12 protein-coding genes are annotated in these 20,191 nt (G+C 63.3%); 6 read left to right on the forward strand and 6 right to left on the reverse strand.

Going from position 1 to position 20,191, the window contains the following annotated elements; genetic code table 11:
- Window positions 1-76: 76 nt before the first annotated feature.
- Complete coding sequence (locus AAFH49_RS09545) at window positions 77-1,552, forward strand: MBOAT family O-acyltransferase (protein ID WP_342297620.1); 1,476 nt, start codon at window positions 77-79, stop codon at window positions 1,550-1,552.
- Between the two features lie 28 nt (window positions 1,553-1,580).
- On the forward strand, window positions 1,581-2,783 hold the full coding sequence (locus tag AAFH49_RS09550; RefSeq protein ID WP_342297622.1) for an alginate O-acetyltransferase AlgX-related protein: 1,203 nt from the start codon (window positions 1,581-1,583) through the stop codon (window positions 2,781-2,783).
- Window positions 2,784-2,888: 105 nt separating this feature from the next.
- Here AAFH49_RS09550 and asnS read toward each other — a convergent pair whose 3' ends face one another.
- Entirely contained in the window at window positions 2,889-4,283 is a 1,395-nt protein-coding gene (asnS, locus tag AAFH49_RS09555) for an asparagine--tRNA ligase (protein WP_342297623.1), read from the reverse strand.
- Window positions 4,284-4,437: 154 nt separating this feature from the next.
- Between asnS and rpoN the strand changes: the two genes are divergently transcribed.
- Window positions 4,438-6,030: an RNA polymerase factor sigma-54 gene (rpoN, locus tag AAFH49_RS09560; protein WP_342297625.1), complete on the forward strand. Its 1,593-nt coding sequence runs from the start codon at window positions 4,438-4,440 to the stop codon at window positions 6,028-6,030.
- 135 nt (window positions 6,031-6,165) lie between these two features.
- On the forward strand, window positions 6,166-8,952 hold the full coding sequence (locus AAFH49_RS09565; protein WP_342297626.1) for a response regulator: 2,787 nt from the start codon (window positions 6,166-6,168) through the stop codon (window positions 8,950-8,952).
- A gap of 67 nt (window positions 8,953-9,019) precedes the next feature.
- On the opposite strand, the gene AAFH49_RS09570 is transcribed toward AAFH49_RS09565, so the two are convergent.
- From AAFH49_RS09570 to AAFH49_RS09580, 3 genes are all read right to left on the reverse strand, one after another.
- Window positions 9,020-10,816: a T9SS type A sorting domain-containing protein gene (locus tag AAFH49_RS09570; protein WP_342297627.1), complete on the reverse strand. Its 1,797-nt coding sequence runs from the start codon at window positions 10,814-10,816 to the stop codon at window positions 9,020-9,022.
- Between the two features lie 269 nt (window positions 10,817-11,085).
- Window positions 11,086-11,796, reverse strand: a complete 711-nt coding sequence (locus AAFH49_RS09575; RefSeq protein WP_342297628.1) for a hypothetical protein — start codon at window positions 11,794-11,796, stop codon at window positions 11,086-11,088.
- A gap of 71 nt (window positions 11,797-11,867) precedes the next feature.
- Window positions 11,868-13,958: a hypothetical protein gene (locus tag AAFH49_RS09580; RefSeq protein ID WP_342297629.1), complete on the reverse strand. Its 2,091-nt coding sequence runs from the start codon at window positions 13,956-13,958 to the stop codon at window positions 11,868-11,870.
- A 193-nt stretch (window positions 13,959-14,151) separates the two neighbouring features.
- Here AAFH49_RS09580 and AAFH49_RS09585 point away from each other — a divergent pair, with 193 nt between their 5' ends.
- Window positions 14,152-16,230 carry an OmpA family protein gene (locus AAFH49_RS09585; protein ID WP_342297631.1) on the forward strand — a complete coding sequence of 693 codons (2,079 nt, stop codon included), beginning with the start codon at window positions 14,152-14,154 and terminating at the stop codon, window positions 16,228-16,230.
- A 72-nt stretch (window positions 16,231-16,302) separates the two neighbouring features.
- Here the strand turns inward: AAFH49_RS09585 and AAFH49_RS09590 are convergent, their stop codons facing one another.
- Both AAFH49_RS09590 and proS read right to left on the reverse strand, forming a co-directional pair.
- Entirely contained in the window at window positions 16,303-16,731 is a 429-nt protein-coding gene (locus tag AAFH49_RS09590) for a DUF4844 domain-containing protein (RefSeq protein WP_342297632.1), read from the reverse strand.
- Between the two features lie 237 nt (window positions 16,732-16,968).
- Window positions 16,969-18,444 carry a proline--tRNA ligase gene (proS, locus tag AAFH49_RS09595; protein WP_342297634.1) on the reverse strand — a complete coding sequence of 492 codons (1,476 nt, stop codon included), beginning with the start codon at window positions 18,442-18,444 and terminating at the stop codon, window positions 16,969-16,971.
- 264 nt (window positions 18,445-18,708) lie between these two features.
- On the opposite strand from proS, the gene AAFH49_RS09600 reads away from it, so the two are divergent.
- A complete protein-coding gene (locus AAFH49_RS09600; RefSeq protein WP_342297635.1) occupies window positions 18,709-20,184 on the forward strand; it encodes a hypothetical protein in 1,476 nt (491 codons plus the stop codon).
- Window positions 20,185-20,191: the final 7 nt, after the last annotated feature.

Below are 20,191 nucleotides of genomic sequence, written 5' to 3' on the forward strand. Positions count from 1 at the left end.
GCCGGTCCTTTTTCGTTGGCCTTCTCCCGGGTATGCGTAGCTTTGAAACTGCTCTCCCAGCGGTTATTCCCTTTCCATGGTCTTTAGTAGTACTCTTTTCCTCTTTTACTTTCTACCCGCCTTTCTGCTGCTGTACTACGCGGTACCGGCACGCCTGAAGAATGCCGTGGCCCTGCTGGCCAGCATTGGCTTCTACGCGTGGGGAGGGCTCAGTTTTCTGGCGCTATTCCTGGCATCAGTCGTGGCCAACTTTGTGCTCATCCGCTACATGGATGCGGCCGTTGACCAAGGGCGAAAGCGCCTGTTTCTGCTAATCAGCATTGTGCTGAACGTGGGAATGCTCTTTTACTTCAAGTACGCCAACTTCTTTCTGGATAATGCCAGTGCCATGAGCAGCTTCTTCGGCGGCTCCGGGCTGACCTGGGAAAAGGTGGTGCTGCCCATCGGCATCTCCTTCTTCACCTTCGAAAAGCTGACGTACACCATCGACGTGTACCGGGGCGTGAACAAGCCGCTGAAATCCTTCTGGGACTTCATGCTCTACATCATGCTCTTTCCCAAAATGATTGCCGGCCCCATCGTGCGCTTCCACGAAATAGCGGGCCAGCTCACCGACCGCTCGCAGTTTGATACCATCGACGAGAAGCTGGCCGGCATGTTTCGCTTTATGGTGGGCCTGGGTAAGAAGGTGCTCATTGCCAACGTAATGGCCGAGCAGGCTGACCGCATCTTTAGCTCGCCGGTGCATGAGTTGCCCACCGCCGTGGCCTGGGTGGGGGCGCTGGCCTACACCTTCCAGATTTATTTCGACTTTTCGGGCTACTCCGATATGGCCGTGGGCCTGGGGCGGCTGATGGGCTTTCAGTTTCCCGAAAACTTCAATTCCCCCTACGTTTCGCGCTCCATCACCGAGTTCTGGCAGCGCTGGCACATCACGCTGGGGCGCTGGATGCGCGACTACCTCTACATCCCGCTCGGCGGCAACCGCGTGAAGCCCAGTCGCCTCTACGTCAATCTCTGGACCGTGTTCATTCTCTCCGGCTTCTGGCACGGGGCGGCCTGGAACTTCATCGCCTGGGGGGCCTACCACGGGTTCTGGCTGATTCTGGACCGCCTGTTTCTGCTGCGCCTCTACCGCCGCCTGGGGGCCCTGAGCATCGTGCCCACGTTCGTCATCACCGTGGCCGGCTGGGTGCTGTTCCGGGCCGAAACCCTCAGTGGGGCCCTGGCTTTTTTGGCGCGGATGTTGGGCCAGGCCGCGCCCGCGCCCGATGCGGGCTGGGATGCCACGCCGGCAGCGGTGGTGATTCCTCCGCCCGACTGGCGTTTTTTTGACACCCAGTTCTGGGCCATGCTGGCCCTGGGGGCCTTTTTTGCCTTCATGAACGTGGCTCCGTTCCTAGAACGCCGCAACCTGAGCCTGTACGCGGCGCACACGCTGTCATTGCGCCGCTCGGTGGCGCTGGGGTTTGGGGCCGCGCTGCTGCTGGTGCTCAGCGCCAGCTACATCATCAGCAATTCGTTCAATCCGTTCATCTACTTCCGCTTTTAGCGGCTGGCTCGCCGGGCTTCCCTTTCTTATGCCTCCCTCTCCCAAAACTGCGGTGTATGGCCAGCGCCTCATATTCGCTGGGTTGCTGCTTTTGCTCGCGTGGCCGGCCTTGCAGGCAAATTGGCCCGTGGTGCCCGTGCGGCCCCTCGACGGCGTAACGAATCCCGCGCCTACGCCCGTGTTTAGCTGGGGCGACTTGTGGGACAGTACCTACCAGCCCACCCTGGAAAATTCCCTCACCGAGCAACTGGGCTTCCGGCCCTGGCTCGTGCGCGTGCGCAACCAAGTGGCTTACTCCATCTGGCACAAGGCCCTGGCCGATGGCGTGGTGCTGGGCAAAGACCTGAACCTCTTCCAGCAAAACAGTATTGAGGCGTATCTGGGCCGATATTATCTGGGCGATGAGGAAATTGCCAAGCGCGCCCAGCAACTGCGGCAGGTTCAGGATACGCTGCGGGCGCACGGCACCGAGCTACTGTTTGTTATAGCTCCTGGCAAAGCCCGCGTGCTGCCCCAATACCTGCCCGATGACTACGCCAGCCAATGGCGGGGCACCAGCAATTACACCACCGTTAGCCAGCAGTTTGCCAAATACGGCATCAATACCCTGGACGCGGCCGCCCTGATGCTGCGCTGGCAGGCCGCCCGGCCGCCCTACCCCTTGTTCACGCGCACCGGCACTCACTGGAGCGGCTACGCCACGACCCGAATGGCCGATACGCTTTTCCATCGCATCGAAAGCATGACGGGCCGCGACCTGCCCGATTTTGCCCAGCAAGGCCCGCCCGACGTGGTAACCCGCGCCGCCGAGCTGCGCTACGCCGACAAGGACCTGGAAGATTTATTGAACCTGGCCCAGGAAATCCCGCCCTACCCCACGGCTTATCCGCACGTCGTATTCGGGCCGGCCCAAGGCAAAAGCCCGGTCAATGCAATTGTCATCGGCGACAGCTTCACCAAAAGCTTTTTCACCTTCTATCCCTACTTCGACCGCCTGCTGGCGCCCGAATCCCGGTTCTGGTACTATAACGCATCGGTGACCTGGCCGGAGCAAATCCCCTCCGGCGAAACTCGCCAGGTGAAAGACCTGAACCTGGCGCAGCAGCTACGGGGCCGTCAGCTGGTGCTGATTCTTTCGATGGAAGGCAACCTGACCGACGTTGGGTTTGGCTTTATCAATCAGGCATTCAACCTGTACTGCACCCCGGCGGCGCAGCCCAAGGTGCCATAACAAGCTGGCATTCCGATTTTTGCCAGCAACATCGCCCGATAGAAACAGAAAAGGCGGCTTATTTAAGCCGCCTTTTCTGTTTCTTATCTAACTAAAAGCCCGCGCTTAAAACGCTGCGTTTTTGGGGTAGCGCGGGAAGGGAATCACGTCGCGGATGTTGCTCATGCCCGTCACGAACAGCACGAGGCGCTCGAAGCCCAGGCCGAAGCCGGCGTGCGGCGCGGTGCCGAAGCGGCGGGTATCAAGGTACCAGTCGAGGTCTTCGGCGGGCACGTGCATCTCGGCCATGCGGGTGGTGAGCTTGGTGTAGTCCTCCTCGCGCTGCGAGCCGCCGATGATTTCGCCAATGCCGGGAAACAGCACGTCCATGGCGCGCACGGTGCGGCCGTCGTCGTCCAGCTTCATGTAGAAGGCCTTGATTTCCTTCGGGTAGTTGGTGAGAATGACGGGCTTTTTGAAGTGCTTCTCCACCAGATACCGCTCGTGCTCCGACTGCAAATCGGTGCCCCAATCGACCGGGAATTCGAATTTCTGCTTGGCGGATTTCAGGATTTCCACGGCCTCGGTGTAGGTGAGGCGCTGGAAGGCGTTATCGACCACGAAGTTCAGGCGGGTGAGCAGTTCCTTGTCGTACTGCTCGTTGAGGAAGGCGAGGTCGTCGGCGCAGTTGGCTAGGGCGTAGCGCACTAGGCTCTGGAGAAAGTCCTCGGCCAGGTCCATGTTTTCTTCGAGCTCGTTGAAGGCCACTTCGGGCTCAATCATCCAGAACTCGGCCAGGTGGCGGGCGGTGTTGGAGTTTTCGGCCCGGAAGGTGGGGCCGAAGGTGTAGATGCTGCCCAGCGCCATGGCGGCCAACTCCCCTTCGAGCTGGCCCGACACGGTGAGGTTGGTTTGCTTGCCAAAGAAGTCCTGGGTGAAGTCCACGGAGCCGTCCTCGGTGCGGGGCGGGTGCTCGGGGGGCAGCGTGGTCACGCGGAACATCTGGCCCGCACCCTCGGCATCGGAGCCGGTGATGATGGGCGTGTGGACGTAGAAAAAGCCGTGGTCGTTGAAATACTGGTGCACGGCGAAGGCCAGCGCGTGGCGCACGCGCAGCACCGCGCCAAACGTGTTGGTGCGGGGGCGCAGGTGGGCGATGTCGCGCAGGTGCTCCAGCGAGGTGGCTTTCTTTTGCAGCGGGTAGGCTTCGGCATCGGCCGCGCCCAGCACCGTCACTTCGGTAGCCTGGATTTCGACGGCCTGGCCTTTGCCCTGCGAGGCCACCAGCTTGCCACGAATGGCCACGGCGGCCCCGTTGCTCACGTCTTTGAGGCTTTCCTCGGGGAAATTCCCGGCATCGGCCACGGCCTGGATGGTGTGAATCGTGGAGCCGTCATTTACGATGATGAACTGCACGTATTTGTTGCCGCGGCGGGAACGAACCCAGCCTTTGACGAGAACTTCGCGGTCAAGGTCCTGGCTGGCCAGGAGTTCTTTGACGGTGGACCGTTTGAGGGACATAACTTGCGGGGAAGCGGATGAATCGGCAAAGGTAGGCCGATAAGGTGGTAGCACGGAATGCAACGCGGACTTTGTAATGCGGGCCACACCAACTTTTCATGCCAAACTTTAGTAAAATTGACCTCCGCCCCCTGCTTTCCGTACTTTCGTTATTATGCAACGCCTCGACTTAAAACAGCTCCTTTCGCAAAAGCTTAGCCCGCAGCAGATTCAGTTTATCAAGCTGCTGCAAATTCCTACGGCGGAGCTGGAGACGCGCATCAAGGAAGAAATGGAAGTGAATCCGGCGCTGGAAGAGGACGAGCCCGACGACACCGAAGAGCTGGACCGCGACGATGACGACAGCGACGACTCCGACGACCCGGATTCCAGCCTCGACAACGACGAAAACACGCTGGATGAGGACTTTGATGACCGCAGCAGCAACGATTCGGAACAGGCCGACGAGATGCCGGAGCCCGAAATTCAGCCCAAGGACGAAGGCCCGGCCGATACCGAAGCCAACGCCGACAACACCGACCTCGACCTGAGCGACTACCTCAACGACGACGAAATAGCGGGCTACAAGATGCAGGGCGACGGCCCCGGCGAGGAAGAGGAGCGCGACACGCCCCTAGCCGACACCAGCGGCTCGCTCCTAGATTCGCTGCTCGACCAGCTGCATTTTGCCGATTTGGATGAGCGCCAGGAGGCCATCGGTCAGCAGCTCATCGGCTCGATTGACGGCGACGGTTACATCCGGCGCGACCTTTCGGCCATTGCCAACGACCTGGCTTTTTCGCAGAACCTGGAAGTGACGGTACCCGAGATTGAGGCCGTGCTACGCGTGGTGCAGCAGTTCGACCCGCCCGGTATTGCGGCGCGCGACCTGCCCGAGTGCCTGCTGCTACAGTTGGAGCGCCGGCCGCAGGACGAGAACACGGTGAACGCCGAGCGCATTCTGACCGACACGTTTGAGGAGTTCAGCAAGAAGCACTACCCGCGCATTCAGCAGAAGCTGGATTTGGAGGATGACGAGCTGAAAGAGGCCATCAACGTCATTCTCAAGCTGAACCCGAAGCCGGGCGGCAGCGGCCCCAGCGGCCTGGGCAAGACGCAGTACCTGATGCCCGACTTCATTCTGACGAATGATAACGGCATCTTCAACCTGACGCTGAACGCCCGCAACGCCCCCGAGTTGCGCGTGAGCCCGGCCTACACCGAGATGTTCCGGACCTACGACAAGGCGGCCAAGAAGGACCAGAAAATGAAGGAAGCCGTGACCTTCGTGAAGCAGAAGCTGGACTCGGCTAAGTGGTTTATCGATGCCATCCGGCAGCGGCAGAACACGCTGCTGCGCACCATGAATGCCATCGTGGAATTGCAGCGGGACTTCTTTGCCGAGGGCGACGAAGGCAAGCTCAAGCCGATGATTCTGAAGGACATTGCCCAGCGTATCGGCATGGATATTTCGACGGTGAGCCGGGTGGCCAACTCGAAATCTATTCAGACCGAGTTCGGGATTTATCCCCTGAAATACTTCTTCTCTGAGGGCATTGCCACTGATTCGGGCGAGGATGCGTCGAGCCGCGAAGTGAAGAGCATTCTCAAAGACCTCATCGGCAAGGAGAGCAAGGAGCGGCCGCTGAGCGACGACAAGCTGGAAAAGATGCTGAATGCCCGGGGCTATAACATTGCCCGCCGCACGGTGGCCAAGTACCGCGAGCAGCTGAATATTCCGGTGGCACGGCTCCGTAAAGAACTGTAGAACAATCCGAAACCACACTCCGCACAACCAACCAGCGTTGTAGAAGAAGCAGGCTGGCGTAACTTTCCAGCAAAGATTGGGCTCTCATGCCCGGACGGCACTACATTGCCGGATGTCGCCGCTTCGCTTCTACTGATGCAAACCGAACTTCCCTCCGACCCCACCGAGCTGCGGGAGCTGCTGCTGGCTGAGCGCGCCCGCCGCGAGCTGGCCGAAGCCCAACTGCCGACCGTACTCGCGCTGAGCCGCACCCCCGAGCTCAACCCCAACCCCGTGCTGCGGGTGGGTGCCGAGGGCCAGCTGCTGTATGCCAACCCGGCCGCCGGCTTTATGGCGCGGGAACTGGCAGCCACCGGGCCGTCGCGGCTGCGGCCGCTGCTGGTGCAGGCTACTACTACGGCCCTGCGCACTGGGGCCGTGCAGCAGCGCGAAATCATGGCCAACAGCCAGCACTTTCTGCTGTCGGCCGTGCCGGTGCTGGAAGACAATTCCGCGATGCTCTACCTCACCGACATCACGCCGCAACGGCAGGCCGAGGAAAGCCTTCGGGAGCAATATTCGTTCTACGAATCGGTGATGGCCCACCTGCCGGCCGTGGTGACGGTGCTCGACCCCGACCAGCGCTACCGCTACGTGAACGCCTACGCCGAGCCCGACCCCGCCCGGCGGCAGGCCCGCATCGGCCTGACTTTTGCCGACCACTGCGCCAAGCAGGGCCTACCCAAGGAGCTGGCCGTGCGCCGCCGCCGCTTGTTTGACCGGGCCGTGCAAACCCGCGCCCTGGTGAACTGGGAGGAGCGCTGGCCCGGCACCAGCACCGAAGACCACCACCACTGGCTGTGCTACTACCAGCCCGTGTTCGGGCCCGATGGGGTGCTGCGCCAGGTAATGTGCTACGGCCTCGACATCACCAACCTGCGCCAGGCGGAGGCCCGCACCCGTGAGAGCGAGGCCGCCGCCCAGGCCCAGCACGCCTTCACCAATCTGGTGCTCGACCTCAACCCCAACCTCATCTGGGTGCGCGATGCCAAGGGCTACACCATCTTTGAGAACGCCGAGATGCAGACCTGGCGCCGCCTCATTGCGGAGCTGGCCGGCGCGTCCAGCATGGAAGCGGGCATGAGTAAGGAGGAAATCCAAACCTCGGTGCAGGCCGACCAGGAAGTGCTGCGCACCGGCCAGCCGCTCACCATTCAGACGTCCATCACGCTGGCCAATGGCGAGGTGCGCTGGCTGCAAACCGTGCGCTGCCCGCTGGTGCTGGCCGATGGCACGGCCCAGGTGCTGGGCGTGAGCACCGATATTTCGGCCCTGAAAAACGCCCAGCACGCGGCCGAAGCCGCCGCCACGGCCCGCGAAAACTTCCTGGCCAACATGAGCCACGAAATCCGCACGCCGCTCAATGGCGTGCTGGGCATGACCAGCCTGCTGGCCAAAACCGGCCTCAACGAGCAGCAGCGCAACTATACGGCCGTCATTCAGCACTCGGGGCGGCACTTGCTGAACGTGGTGAACGACGTGCTCGACATGGCCAAAATCACCTCCGGCAACCTGGAGCTGGAGCAAAGCGCCTTCAACCTCTGCGACTCGATGGGCAGCGCCGCTCAGCCGCTGGTGATGCAGGCCCAGGAGAAGGGCATTCGGGTGGTGGGCACCCTGCTGAAGGACTCGTGCCCGCACCCCTGGGTGCTGGGCGACTCCTACCGCCTCAACCAGGTGCTCATCAACCTGCTGTCGAATGCCATCAAGTTCACGCCGGTGGGGGGCACCGTGACGGTGGGCGGCTACTACGTGAGCGAAACCGAGGACACGCTCACCACCGAGTTTCGGGTGACGGATACCGGCATCGGCATTGCCCCGGACAAGCTGGAGAGCATCTTCAAAGAATTTACCCAGGCCTATGCCGACACCACCCGGCAGTTTGGGGGCACGGGCCTGGGCCTGAGCATCAGCCGGGCGCTGGTGACCCAGATGGGCGGCCAGCTCACGGTGCAGAGCGAGTCTGGCAAGGGCAGCTCCTTTGCCTTCCGCGTCACGCTGCCTAAGGCCAGCCCCGAAGCCCGGCAGGCGGCCCTGGCCCCCTTGGCCCCGGTGCAGGAAGCGGCCGTGCGCGGGGCCCGCGTGCTGCTGGTGGAAGACAATGCCGTGAACCGCGAAGTGGCCCAGCTGCTGCTGGAGGCCCACGGCGTGACGGTGGACGAGGCCGCCAGCGGCATCGAAGCCCTGGAATGGTTCGAGATGAACCGTTACGACGTTATCCTGATGGACATCCAGATGCCCGGCATGAACGGGCTGGAGGCCACGGCCCGCATCCGGGCCCACGCCGATGCGCGGCGGGCGGCCACGCCCATCCTGGCCCTCACGGCCAACGCCTTCCGGGCCGATGCCGAGAAGTACTATGCCGCCGGCATGAACGACACGCTGCCCAAGCCCTTCGACGAGGCCGAGCTGCTGAGCAAGCTGGCTTCACTGATGGCCGGCGTGAAGGAGCCGCTGGTGGACGTGAAGCCCGCCGCTGCCGCGCCCGCTCCACTACCAGCCCCGGTGCCGGTGCCGGCCGCTGCCCCAAGCGCCGCCCCGGCCGCCGCAGCGCTCTTCGACCTGGCCCTGCTGCACCAGACGGCCCACGGCAACGCCACGTTCATCAACCGGATTCTGACCTCCTTCCACACCAACACGCCCGCCAGCGTGGCCGACCTGCACGCTGCCCTGGCCGCCACCGACTGGCCCGCCGCCGCCGCCGTGGCCCACAAGCTACGGCCGTCGCTCAAGCTCATCGGGGCCGAGCAGCTGGTGCCCTGGCTGGCCGCGGTGGAAAGCAAAACGGCTCCCGATACGGAGCGCCAGCAAGCCACCGAGGCGCTGGCGGCCGGCCTCACCGAGCTGCTGACGGCCCTGCCCACGGCCGTGCCTGCCGCCTAACGCAAACGCCCCCGCCACGGAAGTAGCGGGGGCGTTTGGCTTTGGGTGATGGGGCGGGCTGCCGGCCCTACTCCACCACCAGGCGGTGAGTGGCGCTGCGGCCAGCGGCGGCCACGCGCACGGCGTAGAGGCCGGCAGGCAGCCCGGCCAGGTCCAGCTCGTGGCGCAGGCCGGCGGCGGGCAGGGGCACGGTGGCGGTGCGCACCACGCGGCCCAGGGCATCGGTAATTGCAATGGTGGCAGCCGAGGCCCCGGGCACGGGCGGCAGCTGCACCGTGGCCGTGGCGTGGGCGGGGTTGGGGTACACCGCCACGTCGGGCAGGGCGCGGGGGCCGGTGGTGGCCAGGCCCACCAGGTCGGTCATCGAAGCTAGGAAGGTGGCACTGCCGCCTACCGGGCTGGCCACCGGCAACGTGCCGAAGGCCGCTGGCACCCCCACGCCCCCCGCGATGTAGACACGGGAACCCATCACCAGCACGGCCGACGGGGCATCGCTGCCGGGGCCGCCGGCCTGCTGCGCCCACACCACCTGGGCAGTGGGGCCGGCATCGGCCAGGCGCACCACAAACACGTCGTCGGCCCCTAGGCTGGTAAGGGTGTGCGGACCGAATGTGGCCGTGTTCTGAAAGTTGCCGGCCACGTACACGCTGCCGCCGCGCACGTCCAGCCCGTAGGCGTAGTCCATCGTCGGCCCGCCCAGCTGCTGCGCCCACTCAAACCCGCCTGAGGCCCCGGCATCGGTGAGCTTGGCCACGTAGGCATCGAGCTGGCCGGCATTCACCAGCACGGCATTGCCGAAGCGGGCGGGGGCCCCATACCAGCGCCCCACGATGTAGACCCCGTTCGGGCTGGCGGCCAGGTGTTGGACCTCCTCGGGGCCGGTACCGCCGGCCCGCTGCGCCCAGACGAAGGCCGGGGCCGTGCCCTGGTCGAGCAGCTTCGTGACAAAAACATCCGTCGCCGTCCCCGCCGGGTCGGCGTTGGTCAGCACCAGGCTGCCCAGCCGGGCGGTAGGCGCCCCGAAAGAGCCCCCCAGGTAGATATTCGAACCGCTGATGGCAATGCCGGAGCAATAATCGCCCCCCGTGCCGCCTATCCGCTCGGCCCAGGAAAAGCTGCTAGTGCTGCCCGCGTCGGTGAGCTTGGCCACGTACACATCGGAGATGTTGTTGCCGCTGCCCGTGGTGACGTTGTTGGTGAGCGTGAGCGGGCCGAAGGCGGCGGTTGGGCTGCCGAACTGGCCCACGAAATACACGCTGCTGCCGCTCACGGCCACCCCGTTGCCGTACTCGACGCCCGTGCCGCCCACGCTTTGGGCCCAGACAAAGCTGCCGCTGCTGCCCGCATCCGTGAGCTTGGCCACGAAGGCATCGTAGATGACAGTGGAGGCCGTGGTGGGGCCGGCATTGGTCAGGGTTGTGCTGCCACACACCAACTGGGTGCTGCCAAACACGCCCACCAGGTACACGCTGCTGCCGCTCACGGCCAGGGCATTGACGTAGTCTATGCTGGTGCCGCCGGCCCGTTGGGCCCACACGAAGCCGTTGGTGGCCGGGCTCCATTTGGCCACAAATACATCGTCGCGCCCGGCGCTCGTGAGCGTGGTGCTGCCAAACGGGACGGTGCCACTGAAGCCGCCGGCGATGAAAATATTGCCGCTCGCATCGGCCGCCGTAGCACTTATATACGCCCCGTTGATGCCTGAAGCTCCCACCGTAAACAGCGACTGCCAAGCCGGAGCCGGAGCCTGAGCACGGGCCAGCGGGGCTGCAAGCAGCAGCAGCAGCAGCGCCGCCAGATACGGCCGCAGCCAGGTGATGAGTTGCCGGCCAGAGCCGGGAAAGGTTGTAGAAAAATGCTTCATTGGGAAAGGAAAAAGGGGAGACTAATGGAAAACAGGGCCTAAGGCCACTGATGGGGCTGGTAAAAGCTCCGCCGCATACGGCGGTACCCTTCGGCATAGTGCCCATGCCTACCGCCGCATGCGGCGGGCCATGTGGGCACATTTCCCATGCCTATTGCCGCATGCGGTGGTACCCTTCGGCACAGTGCCCACATGGCCCGCCGCATGCGGTTGGCCATGTGGGCACTGTGCCGAAGGGTACCGCCGCATGCGGCGGAGCTTTTTGGGGGTTAGGACTTGGGCGTGGCGGGGGCGGCCACTTTGGCTTTGCCACCCGTGCGGTTGGGCAGCAGGCCGTAGTTGAAGTAGATTTCGGCCTGCTTGGGCTCTTGCCAGAAGGCAGCCAGGGCGGTGCAGTGCACCTGCCACAGCAGCTGGCAGGCATGCGCCCACTGCCCGCCCAATGAGCCGATGGTTTCCTTTTCCACTTTCAGGCCAGCATCCTTGGCGGCGGTGGCGGCGGTGAGCTCGGTGAGAAGTGCATCGGCATCCTTGGCGGCCTGCTTGCCCAGGTCGCCCTCGTGGGCGTGCAGGGCTTTGGCAAAGGCCTCGAAGCGCACGGGCAGGTCGGTGGCGTTGGCGTCGGTGAGGTGCATCAGGCCCTGGGGCAGCAGCCCCTTGAGGCGGTCGAGGTGCTGGCGGTAGGTGGGCACCAAGGTCACGGCATTGGTGTCCTGCACGAAGGTGCGCATGGCCCGCAACACGTCCTTTTTGGAGCGGGTGAGGGCCTGGCCGGTGCCATCCTGGCCTTCGCGGGCCACCACGGTGCCGGCCAGGGCGGTGGCGGCGGCTTTCAGGCCGGGGCTCAGGGCCAGGAGGGCGGGGTCGGTGCTGGCACCGGTGGCCGTCACGGTGTAGTTGAGCAAGCACAGGAAGGTGGGCCGGCTGCACCGGATGTTGTTGAAATGGGGGGTGTAGAGGTCGTGGTAAAGGGCTGCCATGAGGGTTGAAATGTGGGGGTTAGGTTGTGAGGCCGGAAGGTAGGGGAAGTAGCACAAACTTTCTGCTTACCCTACCGCCGCCCTACCCGCCACTCCGCCGCCAGTTCGAAATACGGTAGTACCCGGCGCGTTTCCTGCGCCAAATCCACCGCCGTGTAGCTGCTGCCCGAGTACGCCCCCTTCCCCATCGAATATGCCGAATACGTGCGCAGCCATTGCAGCCAGATGCTGGCCGTGAGGTTGAAGCCGGCCGTGGCGCGGCGCTCCACCGCCACCTCCGGCCCCTGCTGCCGCGTGATGCTGTGCAGGTAGATAAGCTGCGAGGCCGGCCCGGTGGGGTTGTCGAGCAGCAGGGCGGCGCGGCCGTAGTTGCGCTGCTCCAGCAGGCGGTAGCCCAGGCGCAGGCTGGTGCTGCCCCGCTTGCCAATCCAGCTCTGCCGCCCCCCGATGGACAGGTCGTGCGTCACGCTGGTATCGAGTGGGCTCTCGCGGAAGCGCGTCCAATCGAGCTGGCCCACGCGGTTTTCGCGGCGCTGGTAGTCGGCCAGCAGCAGCAGGTGCGGCCGCAGCTGGTAGGTGAGGCTTTGGGATTGTTCCAGCACGCGGCTGGCGCGGTTGCGGGCCTGCTCGGTGGTCTGGTCGCGCACCTGGTAGCTCACCCAGAGGTGGTAGTTCGAGCGGATGCTCCACTTGCCGGGGGCCCAGGTGAAGCCCGGCTCCCAGTGCAGCAGGTGGTCCACGTAGTTCTCGGCGCTCTGGCTGGCCCGGATGAAAACCGTTTGGCGGTACTCGCCCGCCACCCCGAGCGTGGTGCGGAAGGCCCCGGCCCAGCGGCCCGTCCAGGTCAGGCGCAGCAGGTGCTGGGCTTCGTCGCGGGTTTGCTGGTTGTCCTTACTAGGAGCATCCACGCGCAGCAATTGGGCCGAGCCCAGCAGCGCCAGCGCGTGGCGCGGACTGGGCAGCCAAGTCAAATTACCCAGCCACAAGATGGTTTGCTCCTTGATGTCTTTCACCTGCTCGCGGGCCAGCGCAGTCGCCAAACGCGGCACGCTCAAAAACCGGGAGTTATCAAGATAATACGACCGGGTGCGCTCGCGGTAGCCAAAGCTGATGGACGACTGCAGTTTGGGCCGGGCAAAGCGCAGCTCCTGGCGGGTATCCAACTCGCGCTGGCGGTAGCCCACGTCCTGCAAGGTATCGGCCCGCTCGCCCAGCCGCCGGTAGCGGAAGGCCCGTTTGGGCAACAGCAAGCTATTATCCGAGCGCAGCGTGGCAAACTCATTAATGCGGTACGAAGCCCCCGCCTGCACCGCCACGGTATCGGACTGAATGCGCTGCACCGAGCCCAGCAGGTAGTCTTCGGCGCGGTTGGTGCGGTAGCCCACGAGGCCCTGCACCACCAGCGGCGCACCTTCCAGAAACGCCTGTTCGCCGGCCGCCTCGGCCACCAGCCGCTGCATGGTGCGGGGGCCAAGGCTGGCCCGGGTGCCCAGCACGCGCACAGCCAGCGGCGCGGCCGTGGGGCCATTCAGGAAGTACAGCGCCGCCGCATCGAAGCCCAAGGCGAAGCCTGCGTCTTCGCGGCCGTTGCGGCGGTCGGTGGCCAGGCCGCCCAGCACCGTGAGGCGCATCTGGCTCAGGGTATCGGTGGGCGAGGCGGCGCGCAGGCGGCGCTGGTAGCCCAGGCGGCCCAGCCACAGGCCGGTACGGGTGGCATTGGCGCGGCTCTGGTCGTAGTGGAATTGCTGGCCCAGCTGCCAGTGGTTGGCCGCGTCGAGGGTGAACACGTCGGCCACATCGGCCCCGTAGTCTTCCCGCACGAAGGGCGGCGTGCCCCGCGAGTCGTAAATCATGTCGGTGCCCACGCGGTAGCGCAGCTGCTGGCGCGGCCCCAGCCGAAGGTAACCCCGCGCCCCGCTGGTTTGCACGAAGGTGCTCACGCCCACCCGTCGGGCCCGGGCCACCAGTAGCAGCGCCGTATCGGCCCCGGCGGGCCGCAAACCCCGAAAAACCGGCCCAAACGCGGTAGCGCCCACCAGTACCTGCGCCCGGCCCGCCAGCGGCAGCAGCGCCAGCAACACCAGCAGCCCGGCCACGCGCCGGCCCACCGCCGCGCCCCGCGCTACGGTCCTCTTACCCGCCGAAAACCACCGGATTACCACGTTTGTCCGGCCCCCGACTTATTCCCTCGGCGGGCCGAAGCGGGAAGGTAATACATTGCACGGCGAGGCCCCGAAAATAGTTTTTCGTTAGGTTTCGTTAGGTTAGCGGTAGCAAACCCCGCCCGTTCCCAACGGCATTGATGTAAATTTGCCCGGGGCCCTATTGCCACTTCTCTTTTCTGCTATTGATACCATGAATAATTATCTTATGAAGAATTTGCTGATGGCCGCACCGGTGGCGCTGGGCTTGCTGGCCGCTACGTCGGCCCAGGCGCAGCACGTGCAATGGGCAGCCCGGCTGGTAGCCGTGTCGTCGCAGAAATCTGATGGGAAAGACCCGTTCGCGCCGTCGCAGGTGCTGGGCGTGCCCAATGCCCTGCCGCTGGGTCAAATCAGCAACGACGCCTGGATTCCGCGCAAGGAAGGACCCAATGAGTTCATCGAAGTGCGCTTTGCGCGTTCGGTGGCCGCCCAGCAGGTGACTATTGTCGAGAACTTCAACCCCGGCTCCATCACCAAAGTCGAGCTGGTGGACACCAAAGGCGTGCACCACGAAGTATACTCCAACGACAACCCCGGCCCCCTCCCCGAGCCCTCCCGCACGCTGGAAGTGAAGTTCCCGGCTGCCGAATACCGCACCCTGGGCGTAGTGGTGCGCATGAACACGGCCAAAGTCGAAGGTATCAACCAGATTGACGCCATCGGCATCGCCGACGTGGTGTCGACCATGGTGAAGCAGGCCTTTACCGGCGAGAAAGGCCCTGATGCCGTGAAATCGACCCAGTTTGACTCCTCGCTGGTGAACCTCGGCCCGAACGTGAACACCCGTTACGTAGAAACCCACCCGGTTATCTCGCCCAACGGCCGCACGCTCTACTTCGCCCGCGAAAGCAACCCCGACAACGTGGGCGGCAGCCGCGACCCGCAGGACGTCTTCGCCTCGGCCCTGCTCAGCGGCAAAAACAAGACCTGGGGCCTGGCCAAGAACGTGGGCGGCCCCGTGAACACCCCCGACGACCCCAACGGCATCGCCTCGGTATCGGCCAACGGCCAGAGCGCCATCCTCATCAACATCTACAACCGCGACGGCACCATGGACCCGCTCGGGTGCAGCCTCACCAAGCACACCCGCATGGGCTGGACGCAGCCCGTGCCGCAGGTCATCAAGGACTTCGTGAACCTCGATAAGGAGCACGTCGATTTCTTCCTCGCCACGTCGGGCAAGGCCCTGCTCATGGCCGTGGAGCGCCCCGACGGTCTGGGCGGCCAGGACCTCTTCGTGAGCTTCCCGGTGCCCGAAACCAACAACACCTGGACCAAACCCAAGAACCTGGGCCCGAACGTGAACACCGCGAAATCGGACTTCGCCCCCTTCCTCGCCGCCGACGAAAAGACCCTGTACTTCGCCAGCGAAGGCCGGGGCGGCTACGGCAAGTCGGACATCTTCTACAGCAAGCGCCTCGACGATACCTGGACCAACTGGAGCCCGCCCCGCAACCTGGGTCCGGTGGTGAACTCGCCCGATTTCGATGCCTACTACACCATTTCGGCCGCCGGCCAGGATGCTTACCTGGTGTCGTCGCGCAACGGTACCAACGGTTCCAAGGACATTTTCCGCATCTCGCTGGCCCCCGCTTTCCAGCCCGAAGTGGTGACGCTGGTAACCGGCAAAGTGCTCGACGTGAACACCGGCAAGCCCATCCGCGCCATTATTCATTACGAAAACCTGCTCACGGGTGAGGAAATCGGCGTAGCCGAAACCGACCCGGTTGATGGCTCCTATACCATCGTGCTGCCCAGCGGCGTGCAGTATGGCTACCGCGCCGAGGCCAAAGGCTACATCGCCGAAAACGCTAACCTCGACGTGACGGCCAAGGACAAATATTCCGAGCAGAAGCAGGACCTGTTCCTCGTACCCTTCAATGTGGGCCAGACGGTGAAGATGAACAACATCTTCTTCCAGCAAAGCAAGTATTACCTCACCACCAACTCCTACCCCGAATTGCTGCGCCTCATCCGCATCATGAAGGATTACCCGACGGTGGAAATTAAGCTCTCGGGCCACACCGACAACCAGGGTGACCCGGCCCTGAACCTCAAGCTGAGCCAGGACCGCGTGAACGAGGTGAAGAAATACCTCGGCACCCACGGCATCAAAAGTGAGCGGGTGACCACCGAAGGCTTCGGCGACACCAAGCCCATTGCCAGCAACGACCAGGAAGAAACCCGCGCCAAAAACCGCCGCGTGGAGTTCACCATCACCAAGAAATAGCCCGGCCTGACTGGACGCAAAAAAGCCCCGATACGTAATGTATCGGGGCTTTTTTTATGATGCGGACGCTGATTATTGCCGCGCCTTGCTGGCCGCGCCTACGAAGGAATCCAGGCGGCCTTCGGAGCTTTCCAGGCCCACGATTTCCATGAGCTCCTGGAAGTACTCGGCCACCTGCTGGCGGTCGGTAGCGGTAGCGGTGAGCGGGGCTACGCGCGCCAGGCCGTTGTCCAGGCACTTGAGGTAGGCCTCTTTGGTGGGCTGCTCCTTGGTCACGCGCAGGAAATCATCGGCCGAGATAACGAGGTAGCGGTTGAGGTCGGGGCGCACTTCGGCGTGGGCTTTGGTGGCTTTGCCGGCCTTGGCTACTTCGGCTTTGGTGAGCTCTTTCAGGTCTTCGAGTTGGGTGATGGCCTGGGCCGGCACCTGGATTTTGCCTGTCTGGGCATTGGCGGCCAGGGTGCCCAGTGTCAGCAGGCCGGCTAGTATGGCGTATTTCATAGTAATGTGGTAAAATGTTATGGAAAGATGATGAAATGGCTAAATCGAGGCTATCAAGCATGATAATTCTCTCCGAAGGTACTAGCGGGCAGGCACATTGTCCCCCTCCCGCCAACGCCTGAACCAAAAAATTGTCATTCCGACGCAGGAGGAATCTGAGTAAAGTCATTGTTCAACGACCTCACTCAGATTCCTCCTGCGTCGGAATGACAACTCAGGAATGGCCGCTAATTCGGCTTAGTAGGCGCGGGCAAAATAAGCGCGGCGCGGGCTGGGCTTGCCCGTCACCATGCAGATGCCTTCTTCGTCGGCCTCGTTCAGGGGCAGGCAGCGCACGGTGGCTTTGGTTTCCTCCTTGATGCGCTCCTCGGTTTCGGAGGTGCCGTCATAGTGGGCCAGCAGGAAGCCGGGCTCCTCGTCCAGCATCCGCTTGAACTCGTCGTAGCTGTCCACGCGGGTGGTGTGAGCGGCACGGAAATTCTTGGCGCGCTCGTAGATATTGGTCTGGATATCGGTGAGCAATTGGTCGACGCTGGCCACGATGTCGGCCAGGGGCAGGCTCATTTTCTCTTTGGTGTCACGGCGCACCACTTCCACCATGCCGGCATCAAGGTCGCGCGCGCCGATGGCCAGGCGCACGGGCACGCCCTTCAGCTCCCACTCGGCAAACTTGAAGCCGGGGCGCTCGGTGTCGCGCGCGTCCAGCTTCACCGAAATGCCCCGAGCAATCAGGCCCATCTGAATGGGTTTGATGCGCTCCAGCAGTGCATCAAGCTCGCCCGTTTTGTAGATGGGCACGATAACTACTTGTATAGGAGCCAATTTAGGCGGCAGCACCAGGCCTTCGTCGTCGGAGTGGGCCATCACGAGGGCGCCCATCAGGCGCGTGCTCACGCCCCAGCTGGTGCCCCACACGTGCTCACGCACGCCTTCCTTGTTGGCAAACTGCACATCGAACGCCTTGGCAAAATTCTGGCCCAGAAAGTGGCTGGTGCCGGCTTGCAGGGCCTTGCCGTCCTGCATCAAGGCTTCGATGCAATACGTGTCCTCGGCCCCGGCGAACCGCTCGTTGGGGGTTTTCACACCCTTCACCACCGGCAGGGCCATGTGCTCCTCGGCAAACTCGGCGTAAACGTCGAGCATCTGGCGGGTTTCGGCTACTGCCTCTTCAGCAGTTGCGTGGGCGGTGTGGCCCTCCTGCCACAGGAATTCGGCGGTGCGCAGGAACAGGCGGGTACGCATTTCCCAGCGTACCACGTTGGCCCACTGGTTGATGAGCAGCGGCAGGTCGCGGTAGCTCTGCACCCAGTTCTTGTACGTGCTCCAGATGATGGCCTCCGAGGTGGGGCGCACCACCAGCTCTTCTTCCAGCTTGGCGTTGGGGTCTACGCGCAGCTTGCCGGGTTTGTCGGGGTCAGTCTGGAGGCGGTAGTGAGTCACTACGGCGCACTCTTTGGCGAAGCCTTCGGCGTTTTTTTCTTCGGCTTCAAATAAGCTTTTGGGTACGAAGAGCGGGAAGTAGGCATTTTCGTGGCCGGTGCGCTTGAACATATCGTCCAGCTGGCGCTGCATTTTTTCCCAGATGGCGTAGCCGTAGGGTTTGATGACCATGCAGCCGCGCACGGCCGAGTTTTCGGCCAGGCCGGCACGCTTCACTAACTCATTGTACCAAAGCGAATAATCTTCCTGGCGGGTAGGCAACTTTTTACTCATGGGAGGCATCTTAGGGGTAATTGAAAAAGTTCCCGGATTTGGTACAGGATTTGACTTGACCTTGGGGCACCGTTTCGGGGTCAAATTACGTTATTAAAGTGCGGACCTCCTTGCGGAAGTGCTTTGCGCTGGTGACGGCAGTGACCGGCTTATTTTTCAGCATTTTTTACTGGGCTGAACCTGATTTCTAGCCGCTTCACCCCGCTATCATCGTATAGTCCGTTACTTTACAGAAAGCCTTCCCATCCTTACTTTTTTTTAGTCATGAAAAACCTGCTCACCGCCTGTTTGCCCGCTTTGGCCCTGTTTGCACTGGGCGGCTGCGCGAGCACCTCGGGCCTCGTTTCGTCGGAAGACGACGGGGTCTATTATTCTTCCAAAGACCGCACCACGGCCGTGGTCAGCACCGCGCCGGCCCCGGCCGCTACCAGCGAGGAGGCCAACCCGGACTACAATGGCGGTACCACCAACTCGTCTTCAACCCGGCAGAATAATTCCGGTTCCGACCAGTATTACGACAACACCTACACCTACATGCGCGGTGCGCCCGGCTACGGGGGCTCATCGAGCTACTACGGCCCGGGGCTGAACTCTTACTCGCCTTACAGCCCCTATACCAGCCTGAGCTACGGCGGCGGCTATGCTTATGGCGGCGGGGCCTGCGGCTTTTCGCCTTATGCCTTCGGATGGTGCGACCCGTTTTACAGCTCGCTTTATAGCCCGTTTGGCTATGGCGGCTATGGCTACGGTTCGGGCCTGAGCATCAGCTTTGGATTTGGCCGCTCGTTTGGGTATGGCGGCTACGGCGGCTACTATGGCTATAGCCCGTTCGGTTATGGCTACAGCCCATATGGCTATGGCTACGGTGGGTATGACCCGTTCTACTACAGCAGCCCCTTCTATGGCGGCTACTATGGGCGCGGCGGCTATTATGGCAGCAGCTATTACGGCAACAATTATAACAACGGCTACTACAGCAACGGCGGCGACCGGGGCGGCCGCAACTACGGCAGCCACCGCACCGACCGCGCTTCGGATGGCCGGTATTCGTCGGGCCGCGCGGGCAATGGGCAGGGCGCTGGCACCCCAGCCACGCCCAACGGCAGCGGCCGCACCCGCGATGAGCGCGTGATGTCGAATACCCCCGAATCGATGCCAATGGGCATGGCCGATGCCGTGGGCCGCACCCGCAGTGAGGCCGCTTCGACTTCGCCCGCCACGCAGCCCATGCGCACCAACGACTCCTACAACCAGCCCCGGCGTATGGATGACCAGCCGCGCTACCGCAACATGGACCAGTCCACGACTAACCGGCCGGCCATAGGCGCAGCCCCGCAGGACCAGGGCCAGATGATGAGCGACGATGGCCGGGGCCGCACACGCACCGCCGAGGCCCTGCCGCAAAACAACGGCCAGATGCAGCCGCAACCGCAGGAAGGCCAGCGCCGCCGCGGTGGGTTCTTCCAGAACATTCTTGGGGAGCCCATCAACAACAACGGCGGGCAGGCCGCCGAGCAGCCCCGGCAGCAGCGCACGTATGAGCAGCCCCAGCAGCGCACATACAGCCAGCCTCAGCAGCGCACGTATGAGCAGCCGCAACAACGCACATATGAGCAACCGAAGCAACGCAGCTACGAGCAACCACAGCAACGCTCGTACAGCCAGCCCTCCTACTCCGCGCCATCTGGTGGTGGCGGGGGAGGTGGCGGTGGTGGCCGGGGCCGTGGTCGCGGCGAATAAGGTATAG

The organism is Hymenobacter segetis, assembly GCF_038448715.1.
In the GTDB taxonomy this organism is placed as follows: Bacteria; Bacteroidota; Bacteroidia; order Cytophagales; family Hymenobacteraceae; genus Hymenobacter; species Hymenobacter segetis.